We start from the raw sequence: 17898 nt of genomic DNA, 5'->3' as shown, positions 1-17898 counted from the left end.
CGTATAAATAAAATCGTGTTCCAATAAGTTCTCTGGTGAGAAAAAATAACCTAATAATTTGAAATCGTAGAATCTTGTTCTTACGGTGCCGGGGTTCGGCGCTTTGGCATATCCTCGCCACAGGGCGAGGATATGCTGGCTATGCCGGGGCATTTTGAGCACCCTTCTCCCGAAGAGCGCTCCCACATCGTTACCGACCGGCGTTATAGGCCGCGATCGCCGCCATATTGACGATGTCGCTGTCCTTGGCACCCATCGAGGTGATCTGCACCGATTTGTCGAGGCCGACGAGAAGCGGGCCGATGACGGTCGCGCCGCCCAGTTCCTGTAGCATCTTGGTGGAGATCGAGGCGGAATGGATGGCTGGCATGACCAGCACGTTGGCCGCACCGGAAAGGCGGGCAAAGGGATACTGGCTCTGCATGCGATGATGGTTCAGCGCCACATCGGCCGACATTTCCCCGTCGACCTCAAAATTGACGTTGCGCTTGTCGAGGATTTTCACCGCTTCGCGCACCTTGTCGGAGCGTTCGCCAACCGGCTGGCCGAAGGTGGAATAGGCGAGCATCGCCACACGCGGTTCGTAGCCGAAACGGCGGGCAAGACCGGCCGCTTCTTCGGCGATATCGGCAAGGTCTTCGGCGGACGGCATGTCGTGCACGGCGGTATCTGCCACGAAGACCGTTCGGTTGCGCGACACGACCAGAGAAACGCCGATGACACGGTGGCCGGGTTTGGTGTTGATGCAGCGGCGGATATCCTCGAGCGCCGTGGAATAGTTGCGGGTAACGCCGGTGACCACGGCGTCCGCATCGCCCATCGCCACCATGCAGGCGGCGAAATGGTTACGGTCGTTGTGGATCAGGCGCTGCACGTCGCGCAGCAGGAAGCCGCCGCGCTGCAAACGCGCATAGAGATAATCGACATAGGCATCGACGCGGCTGGAAAGGCGGGCATTGGTGATCTCTATATTGGCGCGGTCGAGATCGATGCCGGCACGCTCCGCATTGGCCTTGATGATGTCGTCACGGCCGAGCAGGATGGCGGTGCCAAGCCCCTGCGCGGTAAACGAGATCGCTGCGCGCATCACCTGTTCTTCTTCCGCTTCGGCGAAAACGACACGCTTCGGAGAGCGGCGCACACGCTCGTAAAGGCGCTGCGTGGTCGACGCCATGGGGTCGCGGCGGGCGGAAAGCTCGCGGGCATAGGCATCGAGATCGGGCAATTCGCGACGAGCGACGCCGGTTTCGATGGCGGCCTTGGCCACGGCAACCGGAATTGCCGAGATCAGTCGCGGATCGAAGGGAACGGGAATGATATATTGCGATCCGAAGCGCGGGCGGTTGCCCTGATAGGCGGCGGCCACATCATCCGGCACATCCTCGCGGGCAAGATCGGCCAGCGCCTGTGCAGCGGCAATCTTCATTGCGTCGTTGATCTGGCTTGCACGGACATCGAGCGCGCCGCGGAAGATATAGGGAAAGCCGAGGACGTTGTTGACCTGGTTCGGATAATCCGAACGCCCGGTCGCCATGATGGCGTCATCGCGGATGCGGGCGACTTCTTCCGGGGTGATTTCCGGGTCAGGGTTGGCCATTGCGAAAATGATCGGCTTCGGCGCCATGGAGCGGATCATCTCTTCGGTGAAGGCACCCTTCTGCGACAGGCCGAAGACGACATCCGCGCCCTTCATGGCCTCAGTCAGCGTGCGGTTGTCAGTCTTTACCGCATGGGCGGATTTCCACTGGTTCATGCCTTCGGTGCGGCCCTGGTAGATCACGCCCTTGGTGTCGCAAAGCGTGATGTTTTCGGGGTTGAAACCCATGGCCTTGATGAGGTCCATGCAGGCGATGGCAGCAGCACCTGCGCCGTTACAGACGAGCTTCGTCGTCTTGAAGTCTCGGCCTGTCAGTTCGATGGCGTTGATGAGACCGGCGGCGGCGATGATGGCGGTTCCGTGCTGGTCGTCATGGAAAACAGGAATGTCCATCAGCTCGCGCAGGCGGCTTTCGATGATGAAGCACTCCGGCGCCTTGATGTCTTCCAGATTGATGCCGCCGAAAGAGGGGCCAAGGTAACGCACGCAATTGATGAATTCGTCGGCGTCTTCAGTATCGACCTCGAGATCGATGGAATCCACATCCGCAAAGCGCTTGAACAGAACGGACTTGCCTTCCATGACAGGCTTGGAGGCGAGCGCACCGAGATTGCCGAGACCGAGGATCGCCGTGCCGTTGGAGATGACTGCCACCATGTTGCCGCGTGTCGTATAATCGTAAGCGGTCGCCGGATTTTCGGCGATGGCTTTCACCGGCACGGCCACTCCAGGCGAATAGGCAAGCGACAGATCCCGCTGAGTCGCCATCGGCTTGGTCGGGGTGATTTCCAGTTTCCCCGGTCTGCCTTGCGCGTGGAAATCCAGTGCTTCCTGATCTGTAACCGATGTTCTGGGGCTGGCGGGCTTCGTCGTGTCGGACATGGGCTGAGTGTGCTTTCGTGTCGATAACAGTGCAAAAATATCCGTCGTTGTTATTGTATTTTTCGCGCGCGTGCCAAGCGTTGAATGTTGTTCAGTGCAGCAAATTTAGCCGTGGCGAAATTTGTGGCCGATTCAATCGATTAAGTGCGTATTGTCGGCATTATAGGTGGGACTGGTAGGCCTGCCGTACTATATTCACGAAGGCCTCCACGTGGAGGGCAAGCGGACCGCGTCTGACGACCAGCACGCTATCTGACCAGGCATCGGCGCTTTCGAGCGGCACACCTGTGATGCCCCTTGTGGAGCGCACGGTGCTTTCCGGCAGAATGGAAATTCCCGCGCCAGCTTCCACGAGGGCAAGGATGGTGTTGACGTTGGCGATGCGCATGCCGATTTCCGGCTCACAGCCTGCATCCTCGAAAAGGGAAAGCGCGCTGCTGCTGAGCCCCAGGCCGATCTCGTCCACCGGTAGCAGCAGTTTTTCCTGCACGATATCGCCAACCGAAACTCTGGGGCGGGAGGCGAGCGGATGGCGCTCCGGCAGGGCGACGCACAGTTTGGAGCGGTCGAAGGGCATGGCCCGCAAGCTCTGCGGCAATTGGGGCAGGGGTGCGCGAATGAAAGCGACGTCTGTCTTGCGCGTCGCCACCTGCTCGATCAATTGTTCCATCGTCATGCCGGGCAGGAGTTCAAGCGTCACCTCCCTGTGGTCGTTGCCATAGCGGGTGATCAGCGCCGGCAATTTTCGTTCCGCCATTACGCTGGTGCCGAAGCCGATGCGCAGCGTGCCGAGCTGGCCGCGCCTGATCTGGTGTGCCTTTTCCAGCGCCCCCTTGGTGCGGGCAAGAATTTCCTCCGCATCGAGCAGCATCGACTGCCCAGCCGGCGTAAGTTCCACACCGCGGTTGACACGGAGGAAAAGCTTGAAGCCCAGATTCTCTTCCAGTTGCCGGATACGCTGCGTTACGGCCGGTTGGGCGATGCCCAGCTGCAAAGCGGCCGCGCGGAAATTTTTGGCCCTTGCGGCTTCCACGAAAATGGCGAGCTGGCGAATATCCATCGGCGGAGAGGTCTTTGTGTTGTAGGTGTTGATATGGTATAAGCGCAGCTTATCAAAAATGCCCGTCTTGCGCATTGTCATCTTGTCGCAGGCGACGTTATACCGCACCGAGGTTTCGGTCGCCCAGTGCCCGCATGCGGGCCTCTGCGATACGAACTTGGGAGGATTTGTTCGAGCACATTGTCCGCCGTCCATTGGGGCCGGCGATAAACTGCAGTGAATGGGTCAAAATGACAGTCACCACGGAAGTCTCCCGCACCATTGTTCCCCATTTCGCCTCGTCGCCTTCAGCGCATCTTCGCTCAGCCGTAAGTGCGGCGGACTGTCTGGCCTGGGCCGGGCATTGAAAGATCATCGGGCGTCAGCCTTCGCGGCGGCTCTCCTAACCGGATATTTAATTTCATGAGTAAACCAGCAACCTCAACGTCGCTTGCAGCCAGATTATGGCTCTTCGTGCTCGGCGCTGTCATTGTCGCTGCGGGACTGTTCTTCGCCATTGGCGGCGGGCAGCTCGCAACACTCGGCGGCAGCCTCTATTTCGTCTTTGCGGGTATCGCGCTGATCGTCTCCGGCTTGCTTATTCTGCTGCGCAAGCCTGCCGGCGCGCTCCTGTTCGGCCTTGTCTTCATCGTTAGCGGTGTTTGGGCAGTGTGGGAAGCCGGACTGCACTTCTGGCCGCTCATCTCCCGCCTGCTGGCGTTGGGCGTGGGCGCCACGGTGGTTGCGCTCTCCTATCCGCTGCTGCGGCGCGCGGCTGGCAAGACGCCTGCTTACGGCGCGTCCTTTGCCCTTGCTGGCGTTCTGGCCATTGCGTCCGCTGCCGGTTTTGCCGGCATGTTCGTGCCGCATCCGACCGTCGCCTTCAAGGGTGAGGTTGCTGCACTGACGCCGGTAACGCCGGAAAATGAGCAGAAGAACTGGGAACATTACGGCAATACGGCGGGCGGCAGCCGCTTTGTTGCGCTTGACGAAATCAACCGCGATAACGTCAAGAACCTTGAGGTGGCATGGACCTATCGGACCGGCGACATCCCGATCAGCCCCGGCGCGAACGGTGCGGAAGATCAGGAAACGCCGCTTCAGGTCGGCGACACCGTGTTTGTGTGCACACCGCACAACAATGTCATCGCGCTCGACGCCGATACCGGCGCGCAGAAGTGGAAGACCGAAATCAACGCCAAATCCACCGTCTGGATGCGTTGCCGTGGTCTAGCCTATTTCGATGCCAAGGCGCCGCTGAAGCAGCCGACCGCTCCGGGCGCAACGCCTGTCACCCCGGCGATCGTAGCCGACGGCGCGCTTTGCCAGCGCCGCATTCTCATGAACACCATCAACGCGGAACTCATCGCGCTCGACGCCGACACCGGCGCGTTTTGCCCGGATTTCGGCACCAATGGCCGCGTCGATCTGAAGATCGGTCTTGGTGATGCGCCGGACCCGCAATATGTGCTGACATCGGCCCCCACACTGGCCGGCACCACCGTCGTGGTCGGCGGACGTATCGCTGACAACGTACAGGTGGATATGCCTGGCGGCGTGATGCGCGGTTTCGACGTGGTGACGGGTGAGCTTCGCTGGGCTTTCGATCCCGGCAACCCTGAAATCACCAAACTGCCGCCCGAGGGCCAGACCTACACCCGTTCCACGCCGAACGTCTGGGCATCCATGTCCTACGATCCGGAGCTGAACACGGTCTTCATGCCGGTGGGCAGCCCCTCGGTCGATCTTTATGGCGCGACGCGCACACCGCTCGATCATAAATACGGCGCTTCCATGCTGGCGCTCGATGCCACGACCGGCCGCGAAAAGTGGGTCTACCAGACGGTTCATAACGACCTATGGGACTTCGACGTGCCGATGCAGCCGAGCTTCATCGATTTCCCGAAGGCTGACGGAACGACCGTTCCGGCTCTGGTCTTCGGCACCAAGGCCGGTCAGATCTATGTGCTGGACCGGGCGACTGGCCAGCCGCTGACCAAGGTGGAAGACGTTCCGGTCAAGGCCGGCAACATTCCGAACGAGCCATATGCACCAACGCAGCCGCGTTCGGTGGGCATGCCGCAAATCGGCGCGCAGACGCTGACGGAAGCCGATATGTGGGGTGCCACCCCTTTCGATCAGCTTCTGTGCCGTATCGCTTTCAAGGGCATGCGTTATGAAGGCCTCTATACGGCGCCAGGCACGGACCTCTCCCTCGCCTTCCCGGGCTCGCTCGGCGGCATGAACTGGGGCGGCATCTCGACTGACCCGACGACCAACACAATCTTCATCAACGATATGCGCCTCGGCCTGTGGATTGAGATGAAGGAAGCCGCTCCCACCAAGGCAACGGCAAGCGGCGGCGAAAGCGTCAATACCGGCATGGGCGTCGTTCCCATGAAGGGTACGCCCTATGCGGTGAACAAGAACCGTTTCCTGTCTGCTCTCGGCATTCCCTGCCAGGCTCCGCCCTATGGCTCGATGACTGCGATCGACATGAAGACGCAGCAGATCAAGTGGCAGGTTCCTGTCGGCACCGTTGAGGATACCGGTCCGCTTGGCATCAAGATGGGTCTGCCGATCCCGATCGGCATGCCCACGCTTGGCGGAACGCTTGCCACCCAGGGCGGTCTCGTCTTCATCGCCGGCACCCAGGATTATTATCTGCGCGCCTTCGATACGGCGACCGGCAAGGAAGTCTGGAAGGCCCGCCTTCCTGTCGGCAGCCAGGGCGGCCCGATGAGCTACAAGTCTCCGAAGACAGGCAAGCAATATGTCGTCATCTCGGCCGGCGGTGCACGTCAGTCTCCTGACCGTGGCGACTACGTGATCGCTTACGCGCTGCCGAACTGATCCTGACAGGTCATAGCTCTGAAAACGGAAACCCGGGCTATTCGCCCGGGTTTTTCTTTGCGGCCTGTCAAAGCGACTGATCGCCTTTGCGCGGAACCTCACCCTGTGCGTTGCGTTAGCAAAACGGGTCCGACATTCACCAAGCTTTCACAAGGCGAACTTATGAGCTTGCGCTTATCCGCCCGTGAATCGATGATGGCAGCATTGGTAAATATGTATATTGTCCGGCCCGCCGGAAGTCTTTTAAAGTTGGAAAGGTTTTTATTGTGACGGAACAATCTCGAAAGATCACGCCGGTTCTTCTTGCTGGTGGGGCGGGATCACGGCTTTGGCCGGTATCGCGCGATCAGTTGCCCAAGCAGTTCCAGCCGCTGGTCGGCAATCTTTCGACCTATCAGCAGACACTGACGCGCGTGGCCGACAAGGCGCTTTATGCCGAGCCGCTGGTGATCACCAACGAGGATTTCCGCTTCTTCGCCCGCCGCCAGGCTGAGGAGATCGATCTTCCGGCGACGGTGGTTCTCGAACCCGCCCGCCGCGATAGTGCCGCCGCCATGGCCGCTGCCGCCGTGCTGGCCGAGCGCCGGGAGCCGGGATGCCTGGTGCTGGCGCTCGCCGCCGACCATGTGGTGCTGGATGCCGACAAATTTTCAGAGTCCGTGAGGCTTGGCGCCAAGGCCGCCGATCAGGGCAATATCGTCGTTTTCGGTCTGGTGCCAACCGAGCCGCGCACCTCCTACGGCTACATCAAGCCTGGTGAAGCAATTGATGGTGAGGCTGACTTGAGCATCGTCGAGGCATTCGTGGAAAAACCGGATGTGAAGACGGCAATCTCCTATCTGGAGAAGGGTTATCTCTGGAACTCCGGCAACTTCCTGTTTCGTTCGGACGTGATGATTGCCGAACTCAAGGCATTCGCGCCGGAAATTCTTGCGGCAGTAACGCAGTCGGTCGAAAAATATGAAAGCGACCTTGGCTTCGTGCGCCTGCATCAGGCGAGCTTCGAGGCCTCGCCGAAAAACTCCATCGACTATGCGGTGATCGAGAAGACCAAGCGCATGGCGGTGGTGCATGGCCATTTCCGCTGGTCGGATATCGGCAGCTGGGACGCGATCTGGGAAATCGCCGACAAGCATGGCAACGACAATGCGCTCGAGGGCGACGGCGTCTTCATCGATTCCGAGGGCTGCCTGATCCATTCCACGCAATTGCTGACGACCGTGGTGGGGGCAAAGGATCTGGTGGTGGTGGCTACCAAGGATGCGGTTCTGGTGGTGCCGAAAAACCGGGTGCAGGACGTGAAGGGCCTGGTGGAGACACTGAAGGATGGCGAACACGCGCCGCGGACGCAAGCACACAGGCGAGTGTATCGTCCATGGGGTTACATCGAACATATGTATGTGGACGAGCGCTACCGCGTGGGCCACATCACGGTTGATCCTGGCCACCGCATCTCGTTCCAGAAACACTATCACCGCTCGGAGCACTGGATCATCGTCAAGGGCACGGCAACCGTAACGATTGGCGACGAAACCCGGCTGCTGACGGAAAACCAGTCCGTCTATATCCCGATTGGTCAACCGCACCGGCTTGCCAATGAGGGGCAGATTCCGCTTGAGTTGGTCGAAATCCAGACCGGCGCCTATCTTGGCGAAGACGACGTCATCCGCATCGAGGATGATTATAAGAGGCATTAGGACTGCTGCCCTCACAGAAGCGGCATTTTATCCCGGCCGGCGAGGCCGGGATGATAAATTCCTGACTTATCTGTCGGCTCGACGGATCAGGAGACAGTTGCATTCACGCAGTGGGCGAAAGCGTGGGAAAGCATCGCTGCTTCCAGCCCGCGACGCCAGAACAGCCACCCGAACATCAGTCCGGGGATAAAATTGCCGAGCATGACAGTGACAATCAGCAATGGTTGCGGATGAACGGTAATGGCAAACAGAAAGGGCAGGTGGCCCACGGCAAAAAGGGCCGCTGCGATGACAATGGCAGTCCACAGCATGACCGGCTGGACTTGCCCCTTGCCCACTACTCGCCAGAGCGCCCATGCGAATAATGCCATCAAGCCCCATCGGGTCAGCAGCTCCTCCGTTATGCCGCCATAGAGAAGCCGGGTGACAAGTGGGACTTCAAACGCCGCCATTTTTTCCATGGTTGCCGTATCGGTGAAGGCAGGCAGGATCACAGACGAATAAGCGATCATCAACAGGCCGACGATAAGACCCGTCAGCAAAGCTGAAGGGGCTTGCCTGCGCAAGACTGGCCCGAACCCGGTTCCTTTCAGCCAGGCATCGATCAGCGGAGTGCCGAGCCCGAGTTTGCCGGCGAGCGCTTGACCCGTCGCCACCGCACCAATGATCAGGACTGCCGGCTGGACGAGCATCACAACCCGTATCGTGAAGGAAAGATCCTGTCCCGACGCCAGTCGTTCGAACGGTGCGAGCAAAAGCGATAACACGCCCGCCAGACCGATCATCAAAAGAATGTGCCAACGTTTCACCATCGCTCACCTTATGTTTGCCCGTCCATGCGGGCTTGGCACTCTGTGCGCAGGAACCGACGCCAAAGTCGGAAGACTATTACGTTGCCTGCAGATTACCGGTGCGCAGTCTTTGTCGTGCCATTCGGCATCCTTCCAATTTCCCAATCTTCTTTCTCAACAAAATCTAGCCGTTCGGCACGTTTGTATCTGCTCGAAACAGCGCGGCGAGCTGCGGCGAGATTCATTTTTTAGGCGGTTGCCTAATCAAAAATCTTCGCTTACGTTCCAACTGCAACGTTTCAGTGAGGGAGGAGACTCATGCGAATGCGCTTTATTTCTGCGGCCTTTTTGGCCAGTGTTATGATTCCGGCGGGTGTCGCTGGGGCTACCGATCTTGAAGTTACCCATTGGTGGACATCGGGCGGTGAAGCCGCTGCCGTTGCCGAACTTGCCAAGGCTTTTGATGCCACCGGCAACAAGTGGGTGGACGGCGCTATTGCCGGTTCGGGCGGCACCGCCCGTCCGATCATGATCAGCCGTATCACCGGCGGCGACCCGATGGGTGCCACCCAGTTCAACCATGGCAGACAGGCGGAAGAGCTGGTGCAGGCCGGCCTGATGCGCGACCTGACCGACGTTGCCGAAAAGGGCAAGTGGAAAGACGTCATAAAGCCGGCAAGCCTGCTCGACAGCTGCACCATCGACGGCAAGATCTATTGCGCGCCGGTCAACATCCATTCCTGGCAATGGCTGTGGCTTTCCAACGAAGCGTTCAAGAAAGCGGGCGTCGAAGTTCCCAAGAACTGGACTGAATTTGCTGCCGCAGCACCGGCACTGAAAAAAGCCGGCATCCAGCCGCTCGCGCTCGGCGGTCAGGCATGGCAGGCCAATGGCCTGTTCGACACGTTGACGCTTTCGATCGGCGGCAAGGATCTTTATCAGAAGGTCTATGGTGACAAGGATGCCGAAGCAGCGGCCGGTCCCGACATGGCCAAGATTTTTGCGGCCGCCGTCGAGGCCCGCGACATGGCCAAGGGCACCAATGTTCAGGACTGGAACCAGGCCACCAACATGGTCATAACAGGCAAGGCCGGCGGCCAGATCATGGGCGACTGGGCGCAGGGCGAGTTCCAGCTTGCCAACCAGAAGGCGGGTACGGACTACACTTGCCTGCCGGGTCTCGGCCTTAACGACTATCTCACCACCGGCGGCGACGCCTTTTATTTCCCGCTGCTGAAGGATGAAGCAAAATCCAAGGCGCAGGACGTTCTGGCCGCAACCATCGTCGATCCTAAAACGCAGGTGGCTTTCAACCTTAAGAAAGGCTCGCTGCCGATCCGTGGCGACGTCGACCTCAATGCGGCCAATGACTGCATGAAGAAGGGTCTGGAAATTCTGGCCAAGGGCAATGCGCTGACCAGCACAGACCAGCTGATTTCTGCTGACACGCAGAAGCAGAAAGAAGACCTGATGGCAGAGTTTTTTGCCAGCGCGATGACTGCAGAAGATGCACAGAAGCGCTTCGCCGGCATCATCGGTTCCGCTGACTAACCGCAACCTCTTGTGCGGCGGGTGGCATTCATCCGCCGCAAGCTCCCTGCGGGATGCGTAAACGCGCAAGCCCGGAGGATTGGGGCAAGGTCTTTGAGACCTTGCCTGGCTATCAACGGCAACGTTACAGGAGGGTCATCCATGGCGGGTCTAGCGCGCTCCGGCCGCCCCAACCAGCTTTTCCGCAATCTCAATTCGAAGATTGCTTCCATTCCCATGATATTGACCGCAGTCGTGATTTTTCTCGGCGGAACGGTCTGGACGGTGATTTATTCATTCACCAATTCCAAGCTTCTGCCACGTGCAAGCTTCATCGGTTTCGACCAGTATGAGCGGTTGTGGGCCGCGCCGCGCTGGATCATTTCTATCCAGAATCTGGCGATCTACGGCATTCTGTCGCTGATCTTCAGTCTGGTGATCGGCTTCGTGCTGGCGGCGCTGATGGATCAGAAGATCCGTTTCGAGAACACCTTCCGCACCATCTTCCTTTATCCCTTTGCTCTGTCGTTCATCGTAACCGGCCTTGTCTGGCAATGGCTGTTGAACCCGGAATTCGGCATTCAGTCCGTGGTCCGCTCGATGGGGTGGGAAAGCTTCACCTTCGACCCGCTTTATAATTCCGAGATCGTTATCTACGGCATCCTGATTGCTGCGCTCTGGCAGGGCACGGGGCTCGTCATGTGCCTGATGCTGGCCGGTCTTCGCGGCATAGACGAGGATATCTGGAAGGCGACGCGCGTCGACGGCATTCCGATGTGGAAGACCTATATCCTCATCATCATTCCCATGATGCGGCCGGTCTTCATCACCACGCTCGTCATTATCGCGAGCGGCATCGTCAAGGTGTACGATCTGGTGGTGGCGCAGACCAGTGGCGGACCGGGCATCGCATCCGAAGTGCCGGCGAAATATGTCTATGACTACATGTTCCAGGCGCAGAACCTGGGGCAGGGCTTTGCCGCCTCGACCATGATGCTTCTGACCGTCGCCATTATCGTCATTCCATGGGCGTACCTCGAATTCGGAGGCAAGAAGCGTGGCTAATATCAGCACATTGAACACGGTCGCCGCCGCAACCGATGCGGTTGCCACGGACCTTTCCGGTCCCCGCGGCAAGAAGCCGAAAAAAACGTTTTCCCGCCGCAACATCATTCTCTATGGCACGCTGTTTGTCGCTGCCGCCTATTACCTGCTGCCGCTTTACGTGATGGTCGTCACCTCTCTAAAGGGCATGCCGGAAATACGGCTCGGCAACATTTTCGCGCCACCGGTGGAAATCACCTTCGAACCCTGGGTGAAAGCCTGGGCGAATGCCTGCACCGGGCTGAACTGCGACGGGCTTTCACGCGGCTTCTGGAACTCGGTACGCATCCTCATACCGTCGGTCGTGATCTCGATCATCGTGGCTTCCGTCAGCGGTTACGCCATCGCGAACTGGAAGTTCAAGGGTTCGGAACTGTTCTTCTCGATCCTCATCATCGGCGCCTTCATCCCCTATCAGGTGATGATCTACCCGATCGTCATCGTGCTGCGCGAATTGGGCATTTATGGCACGCTGACCGGCCTCGTGATCGTGCACACGATTTTCGGCATGCCGATCCTGACGCTACTCTTCCGCAACTATTTTGCGTCGCTGCCGGAGGAATTGTTCAAGGCGGCACGTATTGATGGCGCCAATTTCTGGCAGATCTATTTTCGCATCATGCTGCCCATGTCGCTGCCGATCTTCGTCGTGGCGATGATCCTGCAGGTCACCGGCATCTGGAACGACTTCCTGTTCGGTGTCGTGTTCACGCGGCCGGAATATTACCCGATGACGGTGCAGCTCAATAATATCGTCAACTCCGTGCAGGGCGTGAAGGAATACAACGTCAACATGGCTGCAACCCTTCTCACCGGGGCCGTGCCTTTGATCGTTTATTTCGTCTCCGGCAGGCTTTTCGTCCGTGGCATCGCCGCAGGCGCAGTAAAAGGTTGAGTTATATGAACAAAAGCGTTTCCATTCGCGATCTTTCCCTGTCCTTCGGTGCCGTTACCGTCCTGAAAGACCTCAATCTCGATATTTACGACGGCGAGTTCCTCGTGCTGCTCGGCTCTTCCGGCTGCGGCAAGTCGACACTTCTCAATTGCATTGCGGGCCTTCTGGAGCCAACCGACGGGCAAATCTTCATCAAGGACCGCAACGTTACCTGGGAGGAGCCGAAGGATCGTGGCATCGGCATGGTGTTCCAGTCCTATGCGCTTTATCCGCAGATGACGGTGGAGAAAAATCTCTCCTTCGGCCTTCAGGTCGCCAAGGTTCCGAAAGAGGAAATCGACCGGCGCGTAAAAAGGGCGGCGGGCATATTGCAGATCGAACCACTCCTGAAGCGCAAGCCCGCCGAGCTTTCCGGCGGCCAGCGCCAGCGCGTGGCGATCGGCCGGGCGCTGGTGCGCGATGTGGATGTGTTCCTCTTCGATGAACCGCTTTCCAACCTCGATGCCAAGCTGCGCTCGGAACTGCGCGTCGAGATCAAACGGCTGCACCAGGCGCTTAAAAACACCATGATCTACGTGACACACGATCAGATCGAGGCGCTGACACTGGCTGATCGTATCGCCATCATGAAAAGCGGCGTCATCCAGCAGCTTGCCGATCCCGTCACCATCTACAACAAGCCAAGGAACCTCTTCGTCGCGGGCTTCATCGGTTCGCCCTCGATGAATTTCCTGCGTGGCGAATTGATCGAGAAGGACGGCAAGGTGGTCTTCACCACCAACGGCGTAACCTTCTCACTGGATGGTTATCAGCCGGAGGCGCCGCTTGTCGCCGGTCGTGCCGTGGTTCTCGGTGTGCGTCCCGAACATGTGCGCGTCGATGCCGACATCGTCAGCGGCGAGGTGCATGAGGCGATCGTTGACATCGAGGAGCCGATGGGCGCCGACAATCTGATCTGGCTCAAACATGCCGGTCATACCTTGTCCGTGCGCGTTGGCGGCCACAGGCGGTTTGCGCCGGGCACCCGGGTTCGCCTCGGCCTAGACCTCACCATGGCCTCGCTGTTCGACGCACAGAGCGAAGAGCGGCTTTAGGAAGGGCCCCGTTTTACCCCCAACACCATCCCAAGCACCCACATCTCTATGGAGGAGATAATGACAGAACTCGGTTTCCAGCTTTACAGCGCCCGCAATTTCCAACCGTTTTCCAATATTTTGAAGAAGCTTTCGGCGGCTGGTTACAAACAGGTCGAAGGTTACGGCGCCATGTACGCCTCGCTTGATGACGCTGGGTTGAACAGCCTTCGCTCCGAACTCGATGCCAATGGTCTTGCCATGCCGACCGGCCATTTCGGCCTCGACCTTCTCGAGGGTGATCCGAAAAAGGCTCTGAACGTCGCCAAGGTTCTGGGCGTGGAAGCGATTTATTGCCCTTACCTGATGCCCGACCAGCGCCCGGCGGACGCGGCTGGTTGGTTCGCCTTCGGCAAGCGCCTGCAGGAAGCGGGTAAGCCATTCGTGGATGCCGGGCTGACCTTCGGCTGGCACAACCACGATTTCGAGTTCAAGGTGCTCCCGGACGGCTCCACCCCGCAGGAGCAGATTTTTGCCGGCGGACCGGACCTGAAGTGGGAAGCGGATATTGCCTGGATTATCAGAGGCAATGCCGATCCGCTCGCCTGGATCGAAAGCTACGGCAAGCGCATCACCGCCGTGCATGTGAAGGACATCGCACCATCAGGCGAAAATACGGATGAGGACGGCTGGGCGGATGTCGGCCACGGCACGGTGGACTGGAAGGCCCTCGTGGCAGCTCTGAGGGCAAAATCCGCCACGAAACATTTCGTGGTCGAACACGACAATCCCAAGGATATCGATCGGCTGATCACTCGCTCCATCGCATCTTTCAAAACCTATTGAGCATCAATCCGGAGTTTCATCATGCAAAGGGAACTGGGCGTCGGCATCATCGGGTGCGGCAACATCTCGTCTGCTTACTTTTCGCTGGCACCGCTCTTCAAGGGCATCAAGGTGCTGGCCTGCGCCGACCTTAACCGCAATGCGGCGGAACTGAGGGCAGAAGAATTTGGTGTCACGGCGCAGTCGATCGAGGAACTCCTCGCCAACAAGGACATCGACGTGGTGGTGAACCTCACCATTCCCGCCGCGCATTTTCCCGTGTCGAAAGCGGCACTCGAGGCGGGTAAACACGTCTATTCGGAAAAGCCGCTGGTGCTTTCGCTGGAGGAAGGCGAGGAGTTGCGGCGCATCGCTCGCGAGAAGAACCTTTCCGTTGGCTGCGCGCCTGATACTTTCCTTGGCGGCGCGCATCAGCTTGCCCGGCAATATATCGACGAGGGCAAGGTCGGGCGCATCACCTCCGGCACCTGCCATGTGATGAGCCCCGGCATGGAGATGTGGCACCCCAATCCGGGCTTCTTCTTCCTGAAGGGGGGCGGGCCAATCCTTGATCTTGGCCCCTATTATGTGGCGAACCTCATCAACCTCATCGGCCCGGTCAAGCGCGTTGGCGCACTGACATCAATGGCCAACCCCACCCGAACGGTGACCAGCCAGCCGCTGAACGGCGAGATCATCCCGGTAGAAACGCCTACCAACATCCATGCGCTTCTGGAATTCGTGAACGGAGCAACGATCACACTTTCGGCCAGCTGGGATGTGTGGTCGCATCGACACGCCAATATGGAACTTTACGGCACGGAAGGATCGATCTACGTGCCGGACCCCAACTTCTTCGGCGGTGTGGTGGAGGCGAGCGGACGCGACAAAAATATTCAGCCGCTGGAAGACTGGGCGCATCCCTTCGGCATTGCCAACCAGGAAAGCCCGAATGGCCCGCGCGCCAATTATCGCACGGCAGGCCTGGCCGATATGGCGATTGCTATCCTTGAAGGCCGCGATGCCCGCTGCTCGCTGGATCGCTCCCTGCACGGTATCGACGTGATGACCTCCATCCTCAAATCCGGGGAAGAAGGCCGCTTCATCGAGATGACCACAACCTGCACGCAGCCGGCAGCACTCGGCATCGAGGAGGCGCAGGCGCTGCTGCGCTGAGCCCGGTTTATCGAAAAAAAAGAGCCCGGCGCACTGCCGTTTTGCCGGGCTCCTTCCGCTCCGCCGCATCATGGCGGGCTTCGTGTCTCAAAAGCCAATGAAAAAACCAAGCCATCGTGCGACGGTCGTGACCATCCAGATCAGGAAAACGAACGGGGCGATCCCTATCGTGGCGACGAGCGTCGCGGAGGCTATGAAAAGTAAGACTGCAAGATTGCGCCTGAGCCCTGGGCGTCTGTTGCCGAGTGCCTTATCCATGACGCACGGTGGCCATCAGCCCACGAATGGTAAGGGTGACATAAAGCGTGCCTGCCAACGCCATCAAAATGCCGGAGCCGATGGAGCTGAGATCGCTTAGCGAAAAGAGGAACATAGAACCGGCCGCCATCGGCAACATCCTTCAAGAACTGCAACGTTCAGTCCGTTCTAGATCAAGCCGGTTTCCCGCTTATGTCGCGATTGTTTCGTCTTGTTGCTGCGGCGGGGCAATTTCGTGGATTGCGCGGAATTTCCGCTATTTCCGCAAAGCCCTTCACAATCGCTTCGCTTTGGTTTAAAGCCGCCCCCGTAATCCGGTCGCAGCCCACCCGGTCAAAACAAGGGATCCCAACGTATGAAAACCATCGTCATCTGCTCCGGCGGATTGGACTCCGTTTCGCTTGCGCACAAAATCGCGGCGGAACATGAACTTCTCGCTCTTGTCTCCTTCGATTACGGCCAGCGCCACAAGAAGGAGCTGGATTTCGCAGCCGACTGCGCAAAACGTCTCGGCGTGCCGCATCATCTCATAGACATCACAACCATCGGCGCGCACCTCACCGGTTCCGCGCTGACGGACGATATCGACGTGCCGGACGGACATTATGCGGAAGAGACCATGCGCTCCACGGTGGTGCCGAACCGCAACGCCATCATGCTGACCATCGCCTTCGGCCTTGCCGCCGCCCAGCAGGCGGATGCGGTGGCGATCGCCGTGCATGGCGGCGACCATTTCATCTATCCCGATTGCCGGCCGGGCTTCATCGACAGCTTTAATGCCATGCAGGCGCATGCGCTGGAAGGCTACGCAGACGTCACCTTGTTTGCGCCCTATGTCACCGTCTCCAAAGCGGCGATTGTGACTGACGCGGTGAAATACGGCACCCCATTTGGCGAAACCTGGTCCTGTTACAAGGGCGGCTCTCGCCATTGTGGCCGTTGCGGCACCTGCGTGGAGCGGCGCGAGGCCTTCCATCTGGCAGGTGTTACCGATCCGACGGACTATGAGGACCCGGATTTCTGGGTGGCGGCCACCCATGCTTATGCGGCACAGGAGGTGCGTTGATGTTTCGCATCACCAAGGAGTTCCATTTCTCCGCCTCTCACCAACTGAAAAGCCTGCCCGCCGACCATCAGTGCGCCCGCCTGCACGGGCATAATTACATCGTTGAGGTCGAACTATCAGGCGAAGAGCTGAACGAGCACGGTTTCGTGCGTGATTACCACGAACTCGCGCCGCTGAAGCGCTACATCGACGATCACTTCGATCATCGCCACCTGAACGACGTTCTCGGCCATGACCGGGTGACAGCAGAATGTCTGGCGAAGCACTTTTACGATTGGTGCAAGACGAGCCTGCCGGAAACCAGCGCCGTGCGAGTGAGCGAAACCGCCAAGACCTGGGCGGAATACCGGCCATGACGGCGGCTGCACAGAAAGTTGCAGCGAAGGAAACAGCGATCCGCATCAGCGAAATCTTCGGCCCGACCATTCAGGGCGAGGGTTTGCTGATTGGTCTGCCTACCGTTTTCGTTCGCACTGGCGGCTGCGATTACCGCTGCTCCTGGTGCGATACGCTGCATGCCGTCGACAGCGAGTATCGCGACACATGGAAACCGATGTCCGTCGAGGCGATCTGGCAGGAGGTGCGACGGCTTTCCGGCGGTGTGCCGCTGACGGTGTCGCTTTCGGGCGGCAATCCCGCCATACAGCCCCTTGGGCAACTAATCGCGAAGGGGCAGGGCGAGGGCTATAGGTTCGCGCTGGAAACGCAGGGCAGCATCGCAAAAGACTGGTTTGGCGATCTCGATCATCTGGTGCTGAGCCCGAAGCCACCATCGAGCGGCATGGAAACCGACTGGTGGGCCTTTGAAGACTGTCTTGCCGCCGCCGGCGATGGACCGCAGGTGGCGCTGAAGATCGTGGTGTTTGACGATGCGGACTATGCTTATGCCAAGGCTGCATCAGCCCGTTTCCCGCATTTGCCGATTTACCTCCAGCCCGGCAACCACACCCCGCCGCCGCCTGATGACGACAACGCGCGTGTGGATATCGATGGGATCATGGATCGCATGTTGTGGCTGGTGGACAAGGTCAGCGAAGACCGTTGGTTTTCCGCCCGGGTGCTGCCGCAGCTGCATGTGCTCTTGTGGGGGAATAGGCGAGGCGTTTGAGGTA

General features: G+C 59.1%; 15 protein-coding genes. 11 read left to right on the top strand and 4 right to left on the bottom strand.

What is annotated here, in order from left to right:
* Window positions 1-190: 190 nt before the first annotated feature.
* Together F617_RS0105715 and F617_RS0105710 are read right to left on the bottom strand one after the other, a co-directional pair.
* A complete protein-coding gene (locus tag F617_RS0105715) occupies window positions 191-2479 on the bottom strand; it encodes an NADP-dependent malic enzyme (protein WP_003510961.1) in 2289 nt (762 codons plus the stop codon).
* A gap of 160 nt (window positions 2480-2639) precedes the next feature.
* On the bottom strand, window positions 2640-3614 hold the full coding sequence (locus F617_RS0105710) for a LysR family transcriptional regulator (protein ID WP_026330687.1): 975 nt from the start codon (window positions 3612-3614) through the stop codon (window positions 2640-2642).
* A 327-nt stretch (window positions 3615-3941) separates the two neighbouring features.
* On the opposite strand from F617_RS0105710, the gene F617_RS0105700 reads away from it, so the two are divergent.
* On the top strand, window positions 3942-6371 hold the full coding sequence (locus F617_RS0105700) for a glucose/quinate/shikimate family membrane-bound PQQ-dependent dehydrogenase (RefSeq protein ID WP_026330686.1): 2430 nt from the start codon (window positions 3942-3944) through the stop codon (window positions 6369-6371).
* Window positions 6372-6637: 266 nt separating this feature from the next.
* Window positions 6638-8068, top strand: a complete 1431-nt coding sequence (locus tag F617_RS0105695) for a mannose-1-phosphate guanylyltransferase/mannose-6-phosphate isomerase (RefSeq protein WP_019564691.1) — start codon at window positions 6638-6640, stop codon at window positions 8066-8068.
* An 86-nt stretch (window positions 8069-8154) separates the two neighbouring features.
* Here F617_RS0105695 and F617_RS0105690 read toward each other — a convergent pair whose 3' ends face one another.
* On the bottom strand, window positions 8155-8853 hold the full coding sequence (locus F617_RS0105690; protein WP_245260760.1) for a CPBP family intramembrane glutamic endopeptidase: 699 nt from the start codon (window positions 8851-8853) through the stop codon (window positions 8155-8157).
* Between the two features lie 324 nt (window positions 8854-9177).
* Here F617_RS0105690 and F617_RS0105685 point away from each other — a divergent pair, with 324 nt between their 5' ends.
* The 6 genes from F617_RS0105685 to F617_RS0105660 all read left to right on the top strand — a co-directional run bounded on the left by F617_RS0105685 (window position 9178) and on the right by F617_RS0105660 (window position 15462).
* On the top strand, window positions 9178-10410 hold the full coding sequence (locus F617_RS0105685; protein WP_026330684.1) for an ABC transporter substrate-binding protein: 1233 nt from the start codon (window positions 9178-9180) through the stop codon (window positions 10408-10410).
* Between the two features lie 141 nt (window positions 10411-10551).
* Window positions 10552-11454 carry a carbohydrate ABC transporter permease gene (locus F617_RS0105680; RefSeq protein WP_003510951.1) on the top strand — a complete coding sequence of 301 codons (903 nt, stop codon included), beginning with the start codon at window positions 10552-10554 and terminating at the stop codon, window positions 11452-11454.
* Entirely contained in the window at window positions 11447-12388 is a 942-nt protein-coding gene (locus tag F617_RS0105675; RefSeq protein WP_003510950.1) for a carbohydrate ABC transporter permease, read from the top strand. Before F617_RS0105680 ends, F617_RS0105675 begins: the two co-directional genes overlap by 8 nt.
* 5 nt (window positions 12389-12393) lie before the next feature.
* A complete protein-coding gene (locus tag F617_RS0105670; protein WP_003510949.1) occupies window positions 12394-13482 on the top strand; it encodes an ABC transporter ATP-binding protein in 1089 nt (362 codons plus the stop codon).
* Window positions 13483-13542: 60 nt separating this feature from the next.
* Window positions 13543-14307 carry a sugar phosphate isomerase/epimerase gene (locus F617_RS0105665; protein WP_019564688.1) on the top strand — a complete coding sequence of 255 codons (765 nt, stop codon included), beginning with the start codon at window positions 13543-13545 and terminating at the stop codon, window positions 14305-14307.
* A 21-nt stretch (window positions 14308-14328) separates the two neighbouring features.
* Window positions 14329-15462: a Gfo/Idh/MocA family protein gene (locus F617_RS0105660; protein WP_003510945.1), complete on the top strand. Its 1134-nt coding sequence runs from the start codon at window positions 14329-14331 to the stop codon at window positions 15460-15462.
* Between the two features lie 250 nt (window positions 15463-15712).
* Here the strand turns inward: F617_RS0105660 and F617_RS28645 are convergent, their stop codons facing one another.
* Entirely contained in the window at window positions 15713-15850 is a 138-nt protein-coding gene (locus tag F617_RS28645; protein ID WP_003510942.1) for a hypothetical protein, read from the bottom strand.
* 225 nt (window positions 15851-16075) lie between these two features.
* Between F617_RS28645 and queC the strand changes: the two genes are divergently transcribed.
* From queC to queE, 3 genes are read left to right on the top strand one after another with little or no spacing between them, the layout of a single operon-like run.
* The gene (queC, locus tag F617_RS0105645) at window positions 16076-16786 is read left to right on the top strand and encodes a 7-cyano-7-deazaguanine synthase QueC (protein WP_003510940.1); all 711 of its coding nucleotides are present in this window, start codon (window positions 16076-16078) and stop codon (window positions 16784-16786) included.
* Window positions 16786-17142 (top strand): 6-carboxytetrahydropterin synthase QueD, encoded by a 357-nt coding sequence (queD, locus tag F617_RS0105640; RefSeq protein ID WP_003510937.1) that lies wholly within the window; start codon window positions 16786-16788, stop codon window positions 17140-17142. Before queC ends, queD begins: the two co-directional genes overlap by 1 nt.
* Window positions 17139-17894, top strand: a complete 756-nt coding sequence (gene queE, locus F617_RS0105635) for a 7-carboxy-7-deazaguanine synthase QueE (protein WP_019564687.1) — start codon at window positions 17139-17141, stop codon at window positions 17892-17894. The genes queD and queE overlap by 4 nt, the downstream gene beginning before the upstream one ends.
* The last annotated feature ends 4 nt before the right edge of the window (window positions 17895-17898 follow it).

The organism is Agrobacterium sp. 10MFCol1.1, from assembly GCF_000381165.1.
GTDB lineage: Bacteria > Pseudomonadota > Alphaproteobacteria > Rhizobiales > Rhizobiaceae > Agrobacterium > Agrobacterium tumefaciens.
This window is presented reverse-complemented; position numbering and strand designations above follow the sequence as displayed.